17 protein-coding genes are annotated in these 15,577 nt (G+C 49.4%); 8 read left to right on the top strand and 9 right to left on the bottom strand.

Annotated features, from left to right (window positions below; translation table 11 throughout):
• Positions 1-358: 358 nt before the first annotated feature.
• Positions 359-2,083 (bottom strand): DUF4179 domain-containing protein, encoded by a 1,725-nt coding sequence (locus NST96_RS06060; protein ID WP_339167415.1) that lies wholly within the window; start codon positions 2,081-2,083, stop codon positions 359-361.
• Positions 2,073-2,636 (bottom strand): sigma-70 family RNA polymerase sigma factor, encoded by a 564-nt coding sequence (locus NST96_RS06055; RefSeq protein WP_003391496.1) that lies wholly within the window; start codon positions 2,634-2,636, stop codon positions 2,073-2,075. The genes NST96_RS06060 and NST96_RS06055 overlap by 11 nt, the downstream gene beginning before the upstream one ends.
• 256 nt (positions 2,637-2,892) lie before the next feature.
• On the opposite strand from NST96_RS06055, the gene rlmD reads away from it, so the two are divergent.
• Positions 2,893-4,449, top strand: a complete 1,557-nt coding sequence (rlmD, locus tag NST96_RS06050) for a 23S rRNA (uracil(1939)-C(5))-methyltransferase RlmD (RefSeq protein WP_342405768.1) — start codon at positions 2,893-2,895, stop codon at positions 4,447-4,449.
• Positions 4,385-4,768 carry a VOC family protein gene (locus NST96_RS06045; RefSeq protein ID WP_003391488.1) on the top strand — a complete coding sequence of 128 codons (384 nt, stop codon included), beginning with the start codon at positions 4,385-4,387 and terminating at the stop codon, positions 4,766-4,768. Before rlmD ends, NST96_RS06045 begins: the two co-directional genes overlap by 65 nt.
• 281 nt (positions 4,769-5,049) lie before the next feature.
• Here the strand turns inward: NST96_RS06045 and NST96_RS06040 are convergent, their stop codons facing one another.
• Both NST96_RS06040 and NST96_RS06035 read right to left on the bottom strand, forming a co-directional pair.
• Positions 5,050-5,631: a type 1 glutamine amidotransferase family protein gene (locus NST96_RS06040; RefSeq protein ID WP_003391486.1), complete on the bottom strand. Its 582-nt coding sequence runs from the start codon at positions 5,629-5,631 to the stop codon at positions 5,050-5,052.
• Positions 5,632-5,790: 159 nt separating this feature from the next.
• Complete coding sequence (locus NST96_RS06035) at positions 5,791-6,132, bottom strand: helix-turn-helix domain-containing protein (protein WP_031933154.1); 342 nt, start codon at positions 6,130-6,132, stop codon at positions 5,791-5,793.
• Between the two features lie 138 nt (positions 6,133-6,270).
• Between NST96_RS06035 and NST96_RS06030 the strand changes: the two genes are divergently transcribed.
• The 4 genes from NST96_RS06030 (at position 6,271) to NST96_RS06015 (ending at position 8,676) form a co-directional block, all read left to right on the top strand.
• Positions 6,271-6,933, top strand: coding sequence for an NAD(P)H-dependent oxidoreductase (locus NST96_RS06030; protein WP_003391483.1), 663 nt, complete (start codon positions 6,271-6,273; stop codon positions 6,931-6,933).
• A 329-nt stretch (positions 6,934-7,262) separates the two neighbouring features.
• Positions 7,263-7,697: a MarR family transcriptional regulator gene (locus NST96_RS06025; RefSeq protein WP_003391478.1), complete on the top strand. Its 435-nt coding sequence runs from the start codon at positions 7,263-7,265 to the stop codon at positions 7,695-7,697.
• A gap of 3 nt (positions 7,698-7,700) precedes the next feature.
• A complete protein-coding gene (locus NST96_RS06020) occupies positions 7,701-8,339 on the top strand; it encodes a nitroreductase family protein (protein WP_003391476.1) in 639 nt (212 codons plus the stop codon).
• Positions 8,340-8,373: 34 nt separating this feature from the next.
• Positions 8,374-8,676: a putative quinol monooxygenase gene (locus NST96_RS06015; protein ID WP_081924438.1), complete on the top strand. Its 303-nt coding sequence runs from the start codon at positions 8,374-8,376 to the stop codon at positions 8,674-8,676.
• On the opposite strand, the gene NST96_RS06010 is transcribed toward NST96_RS06015, so the two are convergent.
• The 3 genes from NST96_RS06010 to NST96_RS06000 all read right to left on the bottom strand — a co-directional run bounded on the left by NST96_RS06010 (position 8,600) and on the right by NST96_RS06000 (position 12,284).
• Positions 8,600-9,277: a hypothetical protein gene (locus NST96_RS06010; RefSeq protein WP_148040228.1), complete on the bottom strand. Its 678-nt coding sequence runs from the start codon at positions 9,275-9,277 to the stop codon at positions 8,600-8,602. The genes NST96_RS06015 and NST96_RS06010 overlap by 77 nt on opposite strands.
• Positions 9,278-9,613: 336 nt before the next feature.
• Positions 9,614-9,991: a hypothetical protein gene (locus NST96_RS06005; RefSeq protein ID WP_171506083.1), complete on the bottom strand. Its 378-nt coding sequence runs from the start codon at positions 9,989-9,991 to the stop codon at positions 9,614-9,616.
• Positions 9,992-10,001: 10 nt separating this feature from the next.
• Positions 10,002-12,284, bottom strand: a complete 2,283-nt coding sequence (locus NST96_RS06000; protein ID WP_342405765.1) for a hypothetical protein — start codon at positions 12,282-12,284, stop codon at positions 10,002-10,004.
• Between the two features lie 323 nt (positions 12,285-12,607).
• Here NST96_RS06000 and NST96_RS05995 point away from each other — a divergent pair, with 323 nt between their 5' ends.
• Entirely contained in the window at positions 12,608-13,417 is an 810-nt protein-coding gene (locus NST96_RS05995; RefSeq protein WP_122957802.1) for a methyltransferase domain-containing protein, read from the top strand.
• A 281-nt stretch (positions 13,418-13,698) separates the two neighbouring features.
• Here the strand turns inward: NST96_RS05995 and NST96_RS05990 are convergent, their stop codons facing one another.
• Positions 13,699-14,064, bottom strand: coding sequence for a helix-turn-helix domain-containing protein (locus tag NST96_RS05990; RefSeq protein ID WP_003391188.1), 366 nt, complete (start codon positions 14,062-14,064; stop codon positions 13,699-13,701).
• 142 nt (positions 14,065-14,206) lie between these two features.
• Here NST96_RS05990 and NST96_RS05985 point away from each other — a divergent pair, with 142 nt between their 5' ends.
• Complete coding sequence (locus NST96_RS05985; protein WP_339167403.1) at positions 14,207-14,755, top strand: cysteine hydrolase family protein; 549 nt, start codon at positions 14,207-14,209, stop codon at positions 14,753-14,755.
• 214 nt (positions 14,756-14,969) lie between these two features.
• Here the strand turns inward: NST96_RS05985 and NST96_RS05980 are convergent, their stop codons facing one another.
• Positions 14,970-15,398 carry a VOC family protein gene (locus NST96_RS05980; RefSeq protein WP_003391183.1) on the bottom strand — a complete coding sequence of 143 codons (429 nt, stop codon included), beginning with the start codon at positions 15,396-15,398 and terminating at the stop codon, positions 14,970-14,972.
• Positions 15,399-15,577: the final 179 nt, after the last annotated feature.

The following is a 15,577-nucleotide window of genomic DNA, read 5'->3' as shown; positions in this document are numbered from 1 at the left end:
TTGCATCCAGGTTATCGTCGCCGCTCCTCAGGCATGCGGCTGATACTGGCAGACTGTTTGGCTGTGTTCATGAAGTATAACGAACGTTTTCATCCTTTTCTTTCAAATCTTAGGGAAATTTTTAGGGAGGCTCTTGAACGAGTATGCTTTCTGATGTTTTAACGTTAGGGGGGAGTAGGAGGATTACAGCAGGTGGAGGCAGTTCGCTTGCCGGTGCGGAAAGACAATAACAAAAAAAGAGGGACATCACGCCCTCTTTTTCGTCGAAATTTGATATTCACGCGGGAGGGGAGAAATTTTACAACTCCCCCCGCAATTTCGCTGCCCTATTCTTGCAAAAAGAGAGCGAAAGCTTGCCTTACTTGTCAAGCTGGATGGGTACTTCCCAGTTGACGTCGCGGTACTGGTGTTCCTGAATTCCGTAGCTGATCGTCAACTCCTTCGGCTGCTTTTCCAAGCCGTCTATGAACAGAGCGCTTTTAAACTGCACGCGTCCGTCTTTGCCGCGGATGTACTCACCGTCGCTGTGGTCCATGCTCACACTGTATACGTTGCCTGCCTCGTCTTTTGCTTTCCAATCGGTGATGTAGACGATGTCCTTTGGCAGGGTTGCCTCAAACTCGATGATCCCGCCTTTCCCCTCCGACTTGTACCCTCCGATCTTTTCCTCTGCTTCCGTTGTCTTCAGGTGGAATTTGCTAAAGGTAAAGGTGCTTCCGCTGTTTTCAACCGTCACCGGCTGCTTGTTCAATTCATCGAGGGCAATCTTGGCCTCGAAGGAAGCCGGTTCATTCAGATAGATCGAATGGAGCTTGAAGGTCAGCTTTTCATAGCCTGTAAACGGTGTAAATCCGTGCCACCACTCCATTGTTTGGCTATCGCCCTCTCCTCTTCCTGAACTTATGCTGTGTACGCTATTTTTTTCAATACCGTTCAAAGTCTTGAAAAACGTATCATCCCGACCGGCGATCCGATTTCCCTTTTCGTCGAGAATTTCATACGCCAGATTATAGCTAGTCAAAAAGTCTTGCATAATCTCTCCAGGGGTTAACCGCATTTCCTTCCTTGGCTCCTCTGGCGCATCATTCCAGCCTTTCTCCTCGATCAGCTTCCAATACTCCTTGTTTCTCTGCTCGTTCCAATGCGTCTCCAGGCTGAGCAGACTGGCGCTGGGCACGGTCATGATGTTGTCCAGCTTGATGACGACTCCCTGCGGGGATGTGTACTCCTGATTGATCTCTATCGTTTTTGCCACTTCTTTTGCCTTCTTCATATCAATAGGGATATCCAGCTTCCATGATCCTTCGGTGCCCCGGATTTTATTGAACGCAAATCCAACCGTAAGCTCGTCAGGTACCTTCTCTGCACTGTCGAATACATCACGCAGGTTTTTGCTAATAAGCATGTAATCCCCGTATTTTCCCCATCTCCAGCCATCTCCCTCGGGATTCAGGTCTTTCCCGGCCTTGTCCGTAAGCGTAAATTCCCCACCGTATTCGCCTGCCTTAAAGTCAAGCTTCTTTCCATCTTTATCGACCATTTCAAAGATCAAAGCGATACGCGTCGGATCGGCGAGCACTTCCTTGACAGTTACAGTGATGCCTTTGTCTGTCACTTTCTTGCCTACTTCCTGTACGTAGCCTTCGGCCGCCGCATTTTTCATGCCGCCGTCCGCTTGATTTACGGTATTGAACAAACTGTTTACGTAATTGGCAAACGTCGGTGAAACCATCGTTCCGAATGTAACGGCAGCCGCAAGACCGGCTACGGTAATCGCTGTCTTCTTCATAATATCCATGCTCCTTTTCTTCCAATTGATTGGTTTATTTAAGGCAACCTGCATTCGTTCATCCTGCGCCTGAAAGGGAAATGGAAGATGCGCAAGCTTGTTTGCCACTTCCTCCGTGAACGCATCCGGCAACGGCGGGATGTCCCCCAAAACCCGGATCTCTCGCAGTTCTCCTCCGATCTTTTCCAACTCGCTTTGGCAATAGCTGCATTCTTCAACATGACGTTCTACCAGCAGGCTCTCCGAGTGAGGCAGGTCGTCGCTCAGATATGCCTTCAGTTGATTAGACTTCACGCACCTCAACAGGACCACCACCTTTCACGGGAATCATATACTGTCGCAATTTTTTATGTGCCCGAAAAATCCGCATCTGCACCGTCGTTACCGGAATGGACAGGACTTCTGCAATTTCCTTGTAGCTTAGCTGCTCTACATAACGAAGGAGCAAAATGACCCGATGATCGTCCTCCAGTGCCAGCAGTTTCTCGTGCAGCACTTCATGTTGCTCTTTGGCCAGCAAAATTCGTTCAGGTGTATTCTCATGAACCAGTTCGCTTTCTTCCGCTGTTGTCGCAGGCAGGCGCTTTCGCTTTCGCAGCTCATCCAGACAATGATTGGCGGCAATCCGAAACAGCCAGGCAGAAAAGCGGAAGTCCGGCCGATAATCGCCAATTTTGCAATACGCCTTGATAAATACCTCCTGCGTCAAGTCCTGAGCATCCTGCGAGTGGCCGATCATTCTGTACAGAAATGCGTAGATTTTCCCTTTATAGCGCTCGACAATCTCTGTGTACGCCTGTTTGTTTCCCCTTCGAAGCTGTTCGATCAGCTCCCATTCCTCCTGCATGTGGTATCCTCCCATCCAAAAAGGTGACTGCGCAGTTTTTAGCCTTTTTGTCTGTTCATCAGCTATAACGGATAAACCGGCATTATCTTTCTCCCTATTTCCATCATTTTTTTCTGCAATGGATCAAATGAGTACGAAACAGCTTCCTCCCTCCCGAGGAAAAAGCCATTCTTGCCCTGCCTGCTTGCCAAGCTTGGGTCAGAGGGCTGAGACAAGGTATAATAGAATCATCACAAAGTAAGGAGAGCTGCACCCCATGAAGTCACCTGGCAAGCATCAGAATAACACTCGTCCCAGAAATGATAAACAACCGGACGCAAAACTCGCGGTCGGCCAGCAGATGACCCTGACGATCAAAAGTCTGGGCATCAACGGAGAAGGCATCGGCTATTTCAAGCGAAAAATTGTGTTCGTAGAAAAGGCGCTGCCAGGTGAGGTAGTCCATGCAGAGGTAACCGAGGTAAAGGAAAAATACGCAGTCGCCAAGCTGCTGCGTGTCGTAGAAAAATCGCCGGCTCGCGTCGAACCGCCCTGTCCCGTGTATGAACAGTGCGGCGGATGCAGCCTCCAGCATATGGACTATCAGGCACAGCTCGCCTCCAAACAGGAGCTGGTCATCGAATCGCTGCGAAAGTACGCCCGTCTGGAAAATCCCCCGGTAGCCCCGACAATCGGTATGGACAACCCTTGGGGCTACCGCAACAAGGCACAGTTTCAGGTCGGCAGACAGGACGGAAAGCTGGTGGCCGGACTGTATCAGACCGGGTCTCATCAGCTTGTGGACCTGGAGACCTGCCAGGTGCAGCACGAAGCTACTACGACCATTGTTCGCACGGCAAAAAAGGTCATCGAGGAACTGGGAATCCCCGTCTACGATGAACGGAAGCGGACGGGCGTGATCCGGACGGTGGTGGCACGTGTGGCGTTTGCCACCGGTGAAACGCAGCTGACGCTTGTGACGGCCACACCTGACATTCCGCGAGTCAAGGAGCTCATCCTCGAGCTGCGGACGCGCCTGCCTGAGCTGGTCAGCATCGTGCAGAACGTCAATCCGAAAAAGACTTCGGTCATCTTTGGCGATACGACCCGCGAGCTGTGGGGGTGGCCGTCCATCGCCGAAAAGCTGGGCGAGCTTTCGTTTGACCTGTCGGCCCGGGCCTTTTTTCAGCTGAATCCGGAGCAGACCCGCAAGCTGTACGACGAAGTAAAAAAAGCCGCCGGACTGACCGGCAGCGAGCTTTTGCTGGATTTATACTGCGGGACGGGAACGATCTCGCTTTGGCTGGCCCCGTATGCACGTGAGGTTCGGGGTATTGAGCTGATCCCCGAGGCGGTGGAGGATGCCCGGACAAACGCCGAGCGCAACCGGGCCCAGAACGTACAGTTTCATGTAGGCCGCGCCGAGGTGCTGATGCCCAAGTGGGCCAAGCAAGGGATAAAGCCGGACGTCGTCGTGGTGGACCCGCCTCGAACGGGGCTGGACGACGCTTTGATCCGTTCGCTGCTGGAGGTACAGCCGAAGAAGCTTGTTTATGTATCCTGCAATCCGTCTACGCTGGCGAAGGATATTGCCAAGCTGTTGGCCGAGTATGAGCTGGTGCAGGTGCAGCCGGTGGATATGTTTCCGCATACGGCGCATGTGGAGGCGGTATCGCTGTTGGTGAGAAAGAACAAGAAAATGGGAGATGGATCGGCGGGAAAATGCAGAGGGGGAACCAGCGTCAAAATATCAAAGGAGGCAAAACATGATGAAAATCATTGTCACCAGCATATTCGTAGACGACCAAGACAAGGCACTCGAGTTTTATACTGAAAAGCTGGGCTTTGTAAAAAAGCATGACGTTCCCGCAGGAGAATTTAGATGGATAACGCTTGTTTCTGCCGAAGAACAAGACGGTACCGAGCTTGTACTCGAACCGAACAACCACCCTGCCGCCAAAGAGTATCAACAGAGGTTATTAGCCGATGGCATTCCAGCAACGATGTTTGGCGTTGCCGATATTCAAAAAGAGTACGAACGATTAATCGCCAAAGGCGTAACGTTTACAATGGAACCGACAAAAATGGGCGAAGTCACAATAGCTGTCTTCGACGATACATGCGGCAACCTGATTCAAATCTTGCAGCAGTAACTCCATGACGAAGTGACCTAGTTCTTAACAACTTTACGGGTAAGTTTGGTGAAGTGTTTTTTGCAACCGAAAGCAGTATGCAGAACCACTCTCAATAAAGCTGATGGCTCGGTGAACATTCATCATAAATTCACCCCTACCCTCTTCTTTCGGCTTCATTTACAGTGACCGACACTCAAGCCATGTAGAGGCATCTGTGAGGCTTGCCTGATTTGAGAGCTGAAAAATAGGAAAGCACTTCAGCCGTGTACGCTCTCGTGCTTTCCTATCATACGTAAATATTATGAGGGGAAGTAGCCCTTTTTAAATATTTCGTACCATTCATTCAATTCATCGCCTTCTAATACACCCAATCTCTCCAGGATATGCCTTGAAAACTCCAATGCACCGCTCCCATTCGCAGTGATGAGATTCTCGTCACGGACAGACTGCGCATCTACATAATGCTGATCCCCTCTGTAGTTCGGAGCTCCTTGCTTCAAATAAGGCAACGTATTGCCTGTATGTTTATGATTATCCAAATATCCGTGGTTTCCCAAGAAAGTGGTCGCATCGCAGATCGCCGCGACAGGAATATCCTTGCTCACACAATAGTCAACGATTACTTTTGCTTGCTGATTCTTTGCTTCTCTCCATCCCGTTCCACCAGGGATGATCAACATTGCGATATCGAGATTCGGATTGAATTCGCCTACGCTGTAATCAGGAAGGACTGTTAATCCCCCCATCGAAACCTTGGGCTCCCGATCAATCGCGATCGTCTTTACACGATATCCTGTTTCTGGCTTGTTCAGCTCTGAACTGACGTAGCTTGCCTCCCAATCAGCAAAACCATCCGTTATAAAAATCAACACTTCCTTCAAAGTGATTCCCTCCTTGGTAAAGTTTTGTGCAACTTAATAGTAAACCAGCTTCACTGACAAGCATGGTCAGGCAAGATAAGTTTTCTTTGAGCCGATATCATTCCTCTTTTCTAACACGATACTCCCTGTAACCTCCATACATGTGGAGTGCTGTAGTTGTCACTTTTCAGCCGCTACAGCCCCCCGGTTTTGCTCCCCCCACTGCTTCATCTGGAGAATGATCGGCGTCAACGTTTGACCTAAGTCGGTTAAGGAATATTCCACCTTGGGAGGCACCTGCTGATAGACCTCCCGGTGAATGATGCCATCCTCTTCAAGCTCGCGAAGCTGCAGCGTAAGCATCCGCTGGGTGATATTCGGGCAGATTCGCCGAAACTCATTGAATCGTTTGGGCCCGTCAATCAAATGATATAACAGGATTCCTTTCCACTTGCCCCCAATGACGCTCAATGTAAATTCAACGGGACATCCTTGGCTGGAAGGACCTAATCCGATAGACATCTTCCCCATCCTGCTTCCTCCCTGGTATAAAAATTGATACTACCTATCAAAAATGTGCGTACTTACGTAGACCCAATATAACTCTTATAATCGACTGTGAAAAGATGGATATTCAACAGAAATGGAGTGGATGATCGCATGAATAAAGAACAGATTTTGGAGGCGTATCGCTTCCGGCACGCCTGCAAAGAGTTCGATCCCGGACGGAAAATTTCCGAGGAAGATTTCGCTTTTGTACTGGAAACAGGACGCTTGTCTCCGAGCTCTTTCGGTTTTGAGCCCTGGAAATTCGTCGTGCTGCAAAACCAAGACATACGTGAAAAGCTGCTGCCGGTCACCTGGGGAGCACAGCGGTCGCTTCCAACAGCGAGCCATTTTGTCATTATCCTGGGACGGACGAAGGAGGATCTGCTGGCGGATTCACCATACATCCAGCATATCATGAAGGACGTGCAGCAGCTGCCTCCGGAAGTTGTTCAGCGCAAAGGGGAGATTTATCACAATTTCCTGGAGCATGACTTCCATCTCCTCGATAATGAAAGGGCTATGTTCGAGTGGGCCTCCAGACAGTGCTACATCGCTCTCGGCAATATGATGACAGCCGCCGCTCAGATCGGCATCGACTCCTGCCCGATTGAAGGCTTCGATAAGGATAAGGTCGAGCAGGTTCTGCGTGAAATCGGCGTCATGGAAGACGGCCATTTTGGAATCGCATGCATGGTGGCTTTCGGCTACCGTGTCCAGGAACCACGCGAAAAAACACGCAGGCCCATCGAAGAAGTTGCGCAATGGGTACGCTAAACAGGGAATTGCACAAAATAAAAACGACCTTGGTCTATCATGGTCGTTTTTATTTTGGATTTCCGTAATCTCCTGTGAGCTGTTCGGTGAAAATAATGCCATGGGAACAGATTTTCTTTGCAACAAATGCAACAGATCAGCCGAAGCAGCCACGCACTTTATTTTCTGTGACAGCAAGTAACCATCTTATACAACACCGATTTATCCAGATTAGGGAAATCTGGCACGTTCTGCCGTTGACAAATATTTATGCCTGCACTATTATTTGATGCGTCAACTATTGACATGGTCAACGATTGGCTGCACGTGTTCACGGGGGAGGTGTTTTGTTGACGGATTCAAAAGAAACTTCCATTATTGATAAACTTCAAAATCTCTACCTCCTGCTAAGCGCCCAATTTGGAAATTGCACAGGTGTCAGCCCGTCCCGGTTTCGGCTGCTTCAACAGCTCTACCATGCCGATGAAATCAGCCAGGCTGCTCTGCAAAAGGAATTGCAGATCGACAGTGCGGCAATTACCCGGCATCTGAAGCAACTGGAAGCCGACGGCATTGTCGCTCGCCGGATGAACCCGAGCGACAACCGGGTCACTTTGGTCCGCCTCACGGATCATGGGCGGGAGGAAATCGTCCTTTACCGAAAGGAAATGGAGCGTTTCCTGGCGCAAATGCTCCAGGATTTCAGCATGGAAGAACAGCAGCAGCTTTCCCGGATGCTTGCGCGCATGCAATCCAACATACGAAACTACACAGAAGGGGAATGACAGATGAACACTTCAGTACTCAATAACGATTTTCAAGAAATCGTCACCGGACGCCGTTCCATTAAAAGATACGATCCCACCGTCAAAATCAGCCGCGAAGAAATGACGGAAATTCTCAGGAAAGCCAACATGGCTCCTTCCTCTGTCAATTTGCAGCCTTGGCGTTTCCTGGTGATTGACAGCCCTGAAGGGAAGGCGAAGCTTGCTCCCCTCGCCCGGTTCAACCAGACCCAGGTAGAAACATCATCTGCCGTGATTGCCGTCTTTGGAGATCTCGACAGCTTTGCCTATGCCGAGGAGATTTACGGAAAAGCCGTGGAGCTTGGCTACATGCCGGCTGATGTCAAAGAAAGACTGATGGAATCCATCACCCAGTATTACGCCAACATGACTCCCGAGGTCAATCTGCAGACCGTCCTGATTGACTGCGGCCTGGTATCCATGCAGCTGATGCTGGTCGCCCGCGCCCACGGATATGACACGAACCCGATCGGCGGATACGAAAAAGACAAGATTGCCGAAGCTTTCGGGCTCGATCCGAAGCGCTACTTCCCCGTCATGCTGATCTCCATCGGGAAAGCGGCCGATAGCGGTCACCCGTCCTACCGTTTACCGGTGGACAAGGTCGCAACCTGGAAGTAACGAATAAACGACACGCTGAGAGGATGAACGCACCATGATCATCATTCACGCCACCATGCACGTAAATCCGGAGAAGACCGAGACATTTTTGCAGGAAATCCAGCCGCTGATCGAAGCCTCCCGAGCGGAAGCTGGAAACATCTCGTACAACCTTTATCAATCCGCGGAAAAAGAGAATACCTTCTTGATGGCCGAAGTCTGGAAGAGCCCTGACGCGGTCGCTTCCCACAATCAAAGCGATCACTTCAAAGCCTTCACAGCTAAAGCCCAGGAATTTCTCTCAGCCCCGTTGCAAGTCGACCTGTATCAGGGAGAGCCGTTACAGACTTCCCGCTAATCAGTTCAAAAGGTCCAGCCCGCTTGATGGCAAGCGAGTTGGACCTTTTTTCTAATTTGGCAAGCGAGTTGGACCTTTTTTCTAATTTACAAAGTGTTACAGTGCCTACGTTGGGGGATTTTTCTCCCTTCATCTCCATCCGCAAATCCACAGCTTTTGCCGCCGCAATCTCTTCATCCGTCAGGGTCGTCGGTACGCCATGTTGTCTCAGAAGATCGTAAGGGTCGCCCGTTCCCTCACCTCGCAGCACAGCCTTCAGACTATCCTCGACCTGCTCAGCACCACTCTTCACCACAGCCTGTACCGTTTCCTGCCCGGTAGAATACGCTTTGTTTAGTCCAATCGATCCGCCGGTCACCAGCAGCGCCCCGATGGCCGCAGCAATCACGGCTTTGCGGTAATTCACCTTTTCCCCGCGCGCCCGGTCATCCATCACGCTAACCGCAAAGCCTTCGCCAGCCCCCGCCGTTTTGCTCCGCAGGACCGTCGTTGCCAAGCTCCGCGAGATCGCACTGCCGATTTGCCGGAAGCCCTGGCTGATTTGCGTGCCTGCTTTTCGCGTGAACCCTGCGATTGCCCGGACGGGTGCCGTGTTTTTCACGGTCTGGACCGAGATAAAATAAGAAAAGTTAATATAACAAAACCAGGTCAATTATAGTGGTATCTGACCATAATCGACCTGGTTGATGTAACGATGTTAAGTTAAAAAGAGCGTGCCTTTTATTCCTAGTTGCACATTCAAAATTACACAAATTTCCTAAAGGTATAATAACAGAATGTTTTATTCGGTACAGCAAAGCACCAACTCATATTTTCAAGTACACATTTGTCTTTATTTATAGTTCATAGAAATTGATTTCTATTAGGTTTTCCTTCCTGATAAATTTTTCCCAACGAGCAAATATAAAGATAGTAAAATTGGAACTTAAGAATTTATTCAACTCATTCTTGGTGGATTATAACCCTCGAAGGCTATTTTTCGAGCTATGTTACGGGTTTCTTCATCAACTAAAAAACTATAGTAAAGACCATTTTTTTCAATAACGAAATATTTCCCAAACAACTTATCTTCTTGAACCAAAATTACAAGGTTTTTACACCATGGGTAATTTTCATTAAGGCTAAGAGGTTTGGAATGCATACTTCTTCGATCCCATATATGCACTCTTTTATACTCTAATTTTAACCAATTAACAATATTAAGCAGGACACCTCTTAGCATATCACTGCCTATCTTCTCTTCTGCTGTTTCTAATAATGAGGATTTTACCCCATTTTTTAGGTAAAATAGCATACTCCGAACAAATTCATCCAATTTTTATCACCTACTCGTACGGATTATATGGTTTATTTTTATAATTAAGATATATGTGCATTAGCATGTCTTCAATTTTCTCAAACTCAACTTTCCCACCTGTTGCTTTCTGGAACTGACGTTCATAAAACCATGCACGTTTTTCCCATTGCCATTCTGTCTTCGTTCCTTCAAACCCATACATATTTCTGAAATCAAGAGCATGCGTTCCCTCATGTACTGTTTCACTTAACAAGCTACCCGAACTTTTCCGAAGATATATCTTATCACCTACTGCCAATGCCAATTCTTCCCCAAAATACCTGTCAAATAGCTCATCTCCAAGTATGCTAACTTTAATGTCTCCATTTTTAATAGCCTGAGCAATTTTAGTAGACTGAGTGGTGGTCCCCTCAAGCGCTTTAATGATATTATTCTTGTTTATATTGTCTCCCGTAGGAGCTTTCGCTCCAATCTTGGCAAGATCAACTTGCCGCTCGACCCGCAGCATCCCCTCCAAACTATCCTCGGCCTGCTCAGCACTGCTCTTCACCATAGCCTGCGCGGTTTCCTGCCCGGTAGAATACGCTTTGTTTAGTCCTATCGATCCGCCGGTCACCAGCAGCGCCCCGATGGCCGCGGCAATCGTCGCTTTGCGGTAATCGATCTTTTTCCCGCGCGCCCGGTCATCCATCACGCTGACCGTAAATCCTTCGCCTGCTCCCGCCGCTTTGCTCCGTAAGACTGTCGTAGCTAAGCTGCGGGAGACTGCACTGCCGATTTGCCGGAAGCTCTGGCTGATTTGCGTGCCTGCTTTTCGAGTGAACCCTGCGACAGCCCGGACAGGTGCCGTCTTTTTCACGGTCTGGACGATGGACTGCATTTTGCTGCCCGTCGTCTTCGCCACGGTACGCAAGCCGCTTCCCACGTTGCTTGCCAGCTTCCCGATGCCTTTCCCCGTATTTCGTCCGAGGCTGGCCACTGCCCGGTACACACTGCTGTTTTTCACAGCATTTCCTGCGCTGCTGACAGCACTTCTTACATTCTTCGCTACAGACGCTGCGCTCTGGGCCAGGCGCGTTTGCCCGATGCGTGCTGCAACAGCTCTCAGAGCGCCGCCTGCTTGCTTCGCTGTGCTTGCCAGAGCGCTGCGAAGAGCATTCCCCGCCTTGCCTGCCGCGCTCGTTGCCGACCGTACCGCATTTGCTGCTTGTGTTCCCAAGCGGGCTGCGGCACGGCCAACCGAGGTTTGCCGCACCCATCTGGCTGCCGCCCCTGCCGCTTGCGCTCCTTTGCCAACGGCGGTCCGGACAGCGCTGGTAGCCCGGCTCGTCAAAGCGGATGCTTTGCCAAGGGCATTTGCCACCGGTTTGAGGCGAGCGACTGCCGTAGCCGCCTTTCCAATTAAAGCGCCGGCCCCAAAGCCCGCTGCCGACAGTACGCCGCCCAGCGCCATTTCCCGCAGCAGCTCATCGCCGCGCATGCCAAAGGCGTACCCGATCACACCGGATATCCCTTCGCCGACCAGGATCGAGACGCCAAACGGCAGCAGCGGCGGAAAGAACACGCCGCCCACGGTGAGGGCGACACCTGCTGTCGTGACCAACACGACCTCCCAGTGGTCCGCAACCCATTTTCCTGCATCGACGACCGCGTCTACGACGGTAGTTACGACGTCCTTCACAGTATCTACAACGGTGTCAATGGCGTCCCTCACTGTTTCCTTTACGCTGTCCACGGTGGACTCCCAAAGCTCCAAGCCTTTGTCGAGCGCTTCGGAGGCTCCGCCGATCAGCCAGTCCCAAAAGCCTGGCTTGCCCTCTTTTGCTTTCAACTCATTGCCTTTCCCATCGGAGTCGCCGCTTTTTGGGTCATGATCGCTGGCTGTGGGGTCAAAAGGAGCGCGGGTGTTTTCATGGGCTGGAGTACCGTGCTCCGGGTCTCCGCCTTTGCCTCGGTCATCTCCACCTTTGCCCAGGTTGTCTCCACCTTTGCCCCGGTCGTCTCCGCCTCTGCCCAGGTTGTCTCCGCCTTTGCCCCGGTCGTCTCCGCCTCTGCCCAAGTCGTCCCCATCCCCGTGCAAATGGCCCGGTATCCGCCCGTCCCACATACTTTCCGCATATGTCGCGTACATGATCCTGAATCTCATCAGCTCGTCGGGAGGTGCCCCAGCTCTTGCTGTTCCGCCCGAAATCGCATCATTTCGCTCATCTGCTCGCAGCATGTTTGGCTTTGGCTTGTCTGCTGCATACGTGGCCAGCGGCAGGCAAAGAATCATTGCCAGAATCAATAACAAATAGTGCTTCCGAATCACCAGTGCCCCTCCTTTTCCCTGCCGGACATACCTCTTCCGCAATCGTCTCTTTTTCATATGGTAGTATTTGGATGGAGAGGCTACATCCAGCAAAAGTACGAAAAACTTGTAGGCACTATGGATTAGGGGGGACAACGGCTCCCTGCAAATTATCATATGTTTCCGCTCAACCCTCCTTGGTCATCTCCAGACAGCAAAAACGATAGTTCTCTCGCAAACCTATAGTTAATACCTATCGAATTAATAAAAGTTTAATATTTTATCTATACCACTCGCAGGGGTAGAATAAGTGGAAAAATCTGATTGGTCACGGAGGACTCCACATGGACACAAATACTGCTCGAAATCGTGCGGAATTGTCGGGAAAGCTGACCAATGTTTTAGATTCGCGGTCATTGGCAACATCCCACAGAAGGCTTGCACAAATCCTGACGGAAGGAATGACCGTTCTTGATGTTGGCTGCGGTACTGGAGCCATTACACGCGGAATCGCCGAAGCGGTAGGTCCGAGTGGACGTGTTGTCGGAATCGACAGCAATCCGGCCCTCATCGAAAAAGCCCGGAAAGCTCATGGCGATACCCCGGGGTTGACTTTTGAAACAGGTGACATTTACACGCTTGCCTGTGAGCAGGAATTTGATATTGTTGCCTCGGCTCGCGTTTTGATCTGGCTGTCTGATCCGCTAGAGGCTTTGAAATCAATGGTATCGGCTGCAAAAATAGGTGGAAGGATTGTGGCTGCCGATTATAATCATGAAAAAATACAATGGGAGCCGCAGCCGCCCGCGAGTATGCTCGCCTTTTACTCGGCATATTTGAAATGGCGTTCCGATGCAGGAATGGACAACGGAATTGCCGACCGCCTTTCAGATTTGTTCCAAGCAAGCGGCCTCAAAGAAATCACGATAACGCCCCAACATGAAGTCATGAAGCGATCGGACCCGGATTTCCAAAATAGAATTGGCATTTGGGCGGATACCGCTTCAAGCAGAGGCGTCCAGATGAAAAGAGACGGATATATAACGGAAGAGGAATATGTAGCAGCGGAAAGCGAATACCGGGAATGGATAATCCGGGATGCCCAAGCTTTAACGATGTATATGTTGGCTGTTGAGGGAGTAAGGGATAAATAAGCTGCCGCGTTGAAGAAGGATTTTGATGCTGCCTTTCGAGATGTGGCTAAACACGTCGCAGAAGGTTCCCTCTGTAGCGTTGTTTTGTGGTAAAGATCGTTCATGAAACGAAGCCAGTCTCAAACTTTTTTCGTGTTTGGACTGGCTTTTTGTTTGGAAGGATGGAGCAGTCGACGGTGGATTGTCCACTAACCATCATGTTTGAGTCTCACTTGAATGATTGCGCAAACGGGCAAATTCATTTAGCAAGACATCCATTCAAATTGAACAAAGTTCATGTTTCAAATCTTATAACTGATGCCTTTGCGATCAAGAAGTTCGGTTTGCCCCCGTTCCACCATGTATTCAATGCCGATCTCCTGCATGATCAGTACCGCGTCCAACAGCTTTCTCCCGCGTTCAGTAAGAAAGTACTCTACATGCAACGGATACCCTTCCGTTTTGATTTTATCGACGATCCCACAAGATTTGAGTTCTCTTAAATGCTGTAACAACATCTTTTGGGTTATCTGGTCGATTTCTCGCTCCAGTTGAGCCAAAGACATATTCCCGTCTTTCAATTGATAGATGATCATTGTTTTCCATTTCCCTTTTATAATGTCGTGAACAATTTCCAAAGGGCAGGTGCATACCTCTCGAATGATCATGGAACTCACCTCTGTGTAATCATATCAGACGCAAAAGATCCTTTCCCATACCCACAAAAAAGTGGGTAATTCATCATTTCATTTACTGAAATTACAATGCTGTTTAGAAACAACTTTAACCTGCGGAAGGGAGCCATGTACCATGAATACAGCGTTGGTATTGGTAGACATTCAAAATGATTATTTCAAAGGAGGGAGAAATGAATTATTCCAACCCGATAAAGCGGTAACTCACGCAGAAGAAGCATTGTCGCTGTTCCGCGAAAAGAATCTGCCTATTGTCCATATTCAGTGCATTCTTCTGGAGAAAGAGGCTGCCTTTTTTCTGCCCGATACCGACGGGATAACCATTCATGAACGCGTAAAGCCCCAATCTGACGAAAAAGTGATTGTGAAACATACGCCAGACAGCTTTTTTCAAACTGAATTGCAAAAACATCTTGAGTCGATGAAAGTAACGCGGTTAGTCGTTTGTGGCATGATGAGCCACATATGTATTGACTCGACTGTGAGAACCGCGCATCGTTTGGGCTATGAAGTGATATTGCTCAGTGAAGCGTGTGCCACCAAGGATTTGGTATGGAACGATACAGTGATTCCTGCAAAAACCGTTCATGATACTTTTATGGCATCATTGCAGGATACCTTTGCCCGGGTAATTGACACTAGCAGCCTTTATGACATGGTTTAAGTTTTTCCATTATAATCGTTCTGCCGCAAATTTGGCAGTCGGCATTCTGACAGCTTTCTTCCTTCTCACTCCGAAAAAAAAGAAAATGGCAAAGCACAGCTGACAAAGCCCGCTCGGAACATACACAAAGAACGGCCAACTGTAAAAAGCTGCGAAGCTGGCCGTTCTTTTTTATGGATTCCCTATGCGCTTTTTTCAATTAACCTGCACAGTGTTAACTGTGGTGACTTTCCGCGTATACCTGGAAGACCACGCCGAACTTGTCCGTGACGATCCCGTAGGCTGGACTGAAATGCGTTTCTTGCAGAGGCATGTTGACTTGACCGCCCTGCTGCAAGGCTTCATACAGTTGCTTTGCTTCCTCCGGGCTGTTCGTTGTAATGCAGATCGTCACTTGATTTCCAACGTTGTGCGGCTGACCCGGGAACGTATCGGAGAACATCAACTCGGATTCGCCAACTTTGATTGTTGCGTGCGCTACCCGGTCCTTTGCCTCTGCCGGCATCGGGAACTCCGGATTTTCCGGCATTTCACCGAAGGTCTGGCTGAAAAGCAACTGCGCTCCCAAAGCAGTTTGATAGAATTGAATCGCTTCCTTTGCATTTCCGTCCATCATCAAATAGGGGATCAGTCGTTTTGCCATCATCAAACAACTCCTCGTTATCCGAATTTTCCTTCTTTTATCTACTACTATATCCGAAGCTCCTTCATTTTAAACGCTCTTATCTTCTTACGTAGCAAAAAGATATTTACAGTCCGATAGTCGCTCGGCCGTATAGTGCAGGCAACTGGAAGGTTTAGGGAAAAACATCTTTGCTAGTC

It is taken from the genome of Brevibacillus sp. FSL K6-2834, assembly GCF_038592925.1.
Taxonomy (GTDB): domain Bacteria; phylum Bacillota; class Bacilli; order Brevibacillales; family Brevibacillaceae; genus Brevibacillus; species Brevibacillus borstelensis.
This window is presented reverse-complemented; position numbering and strand designations above follow the sequence as displayed.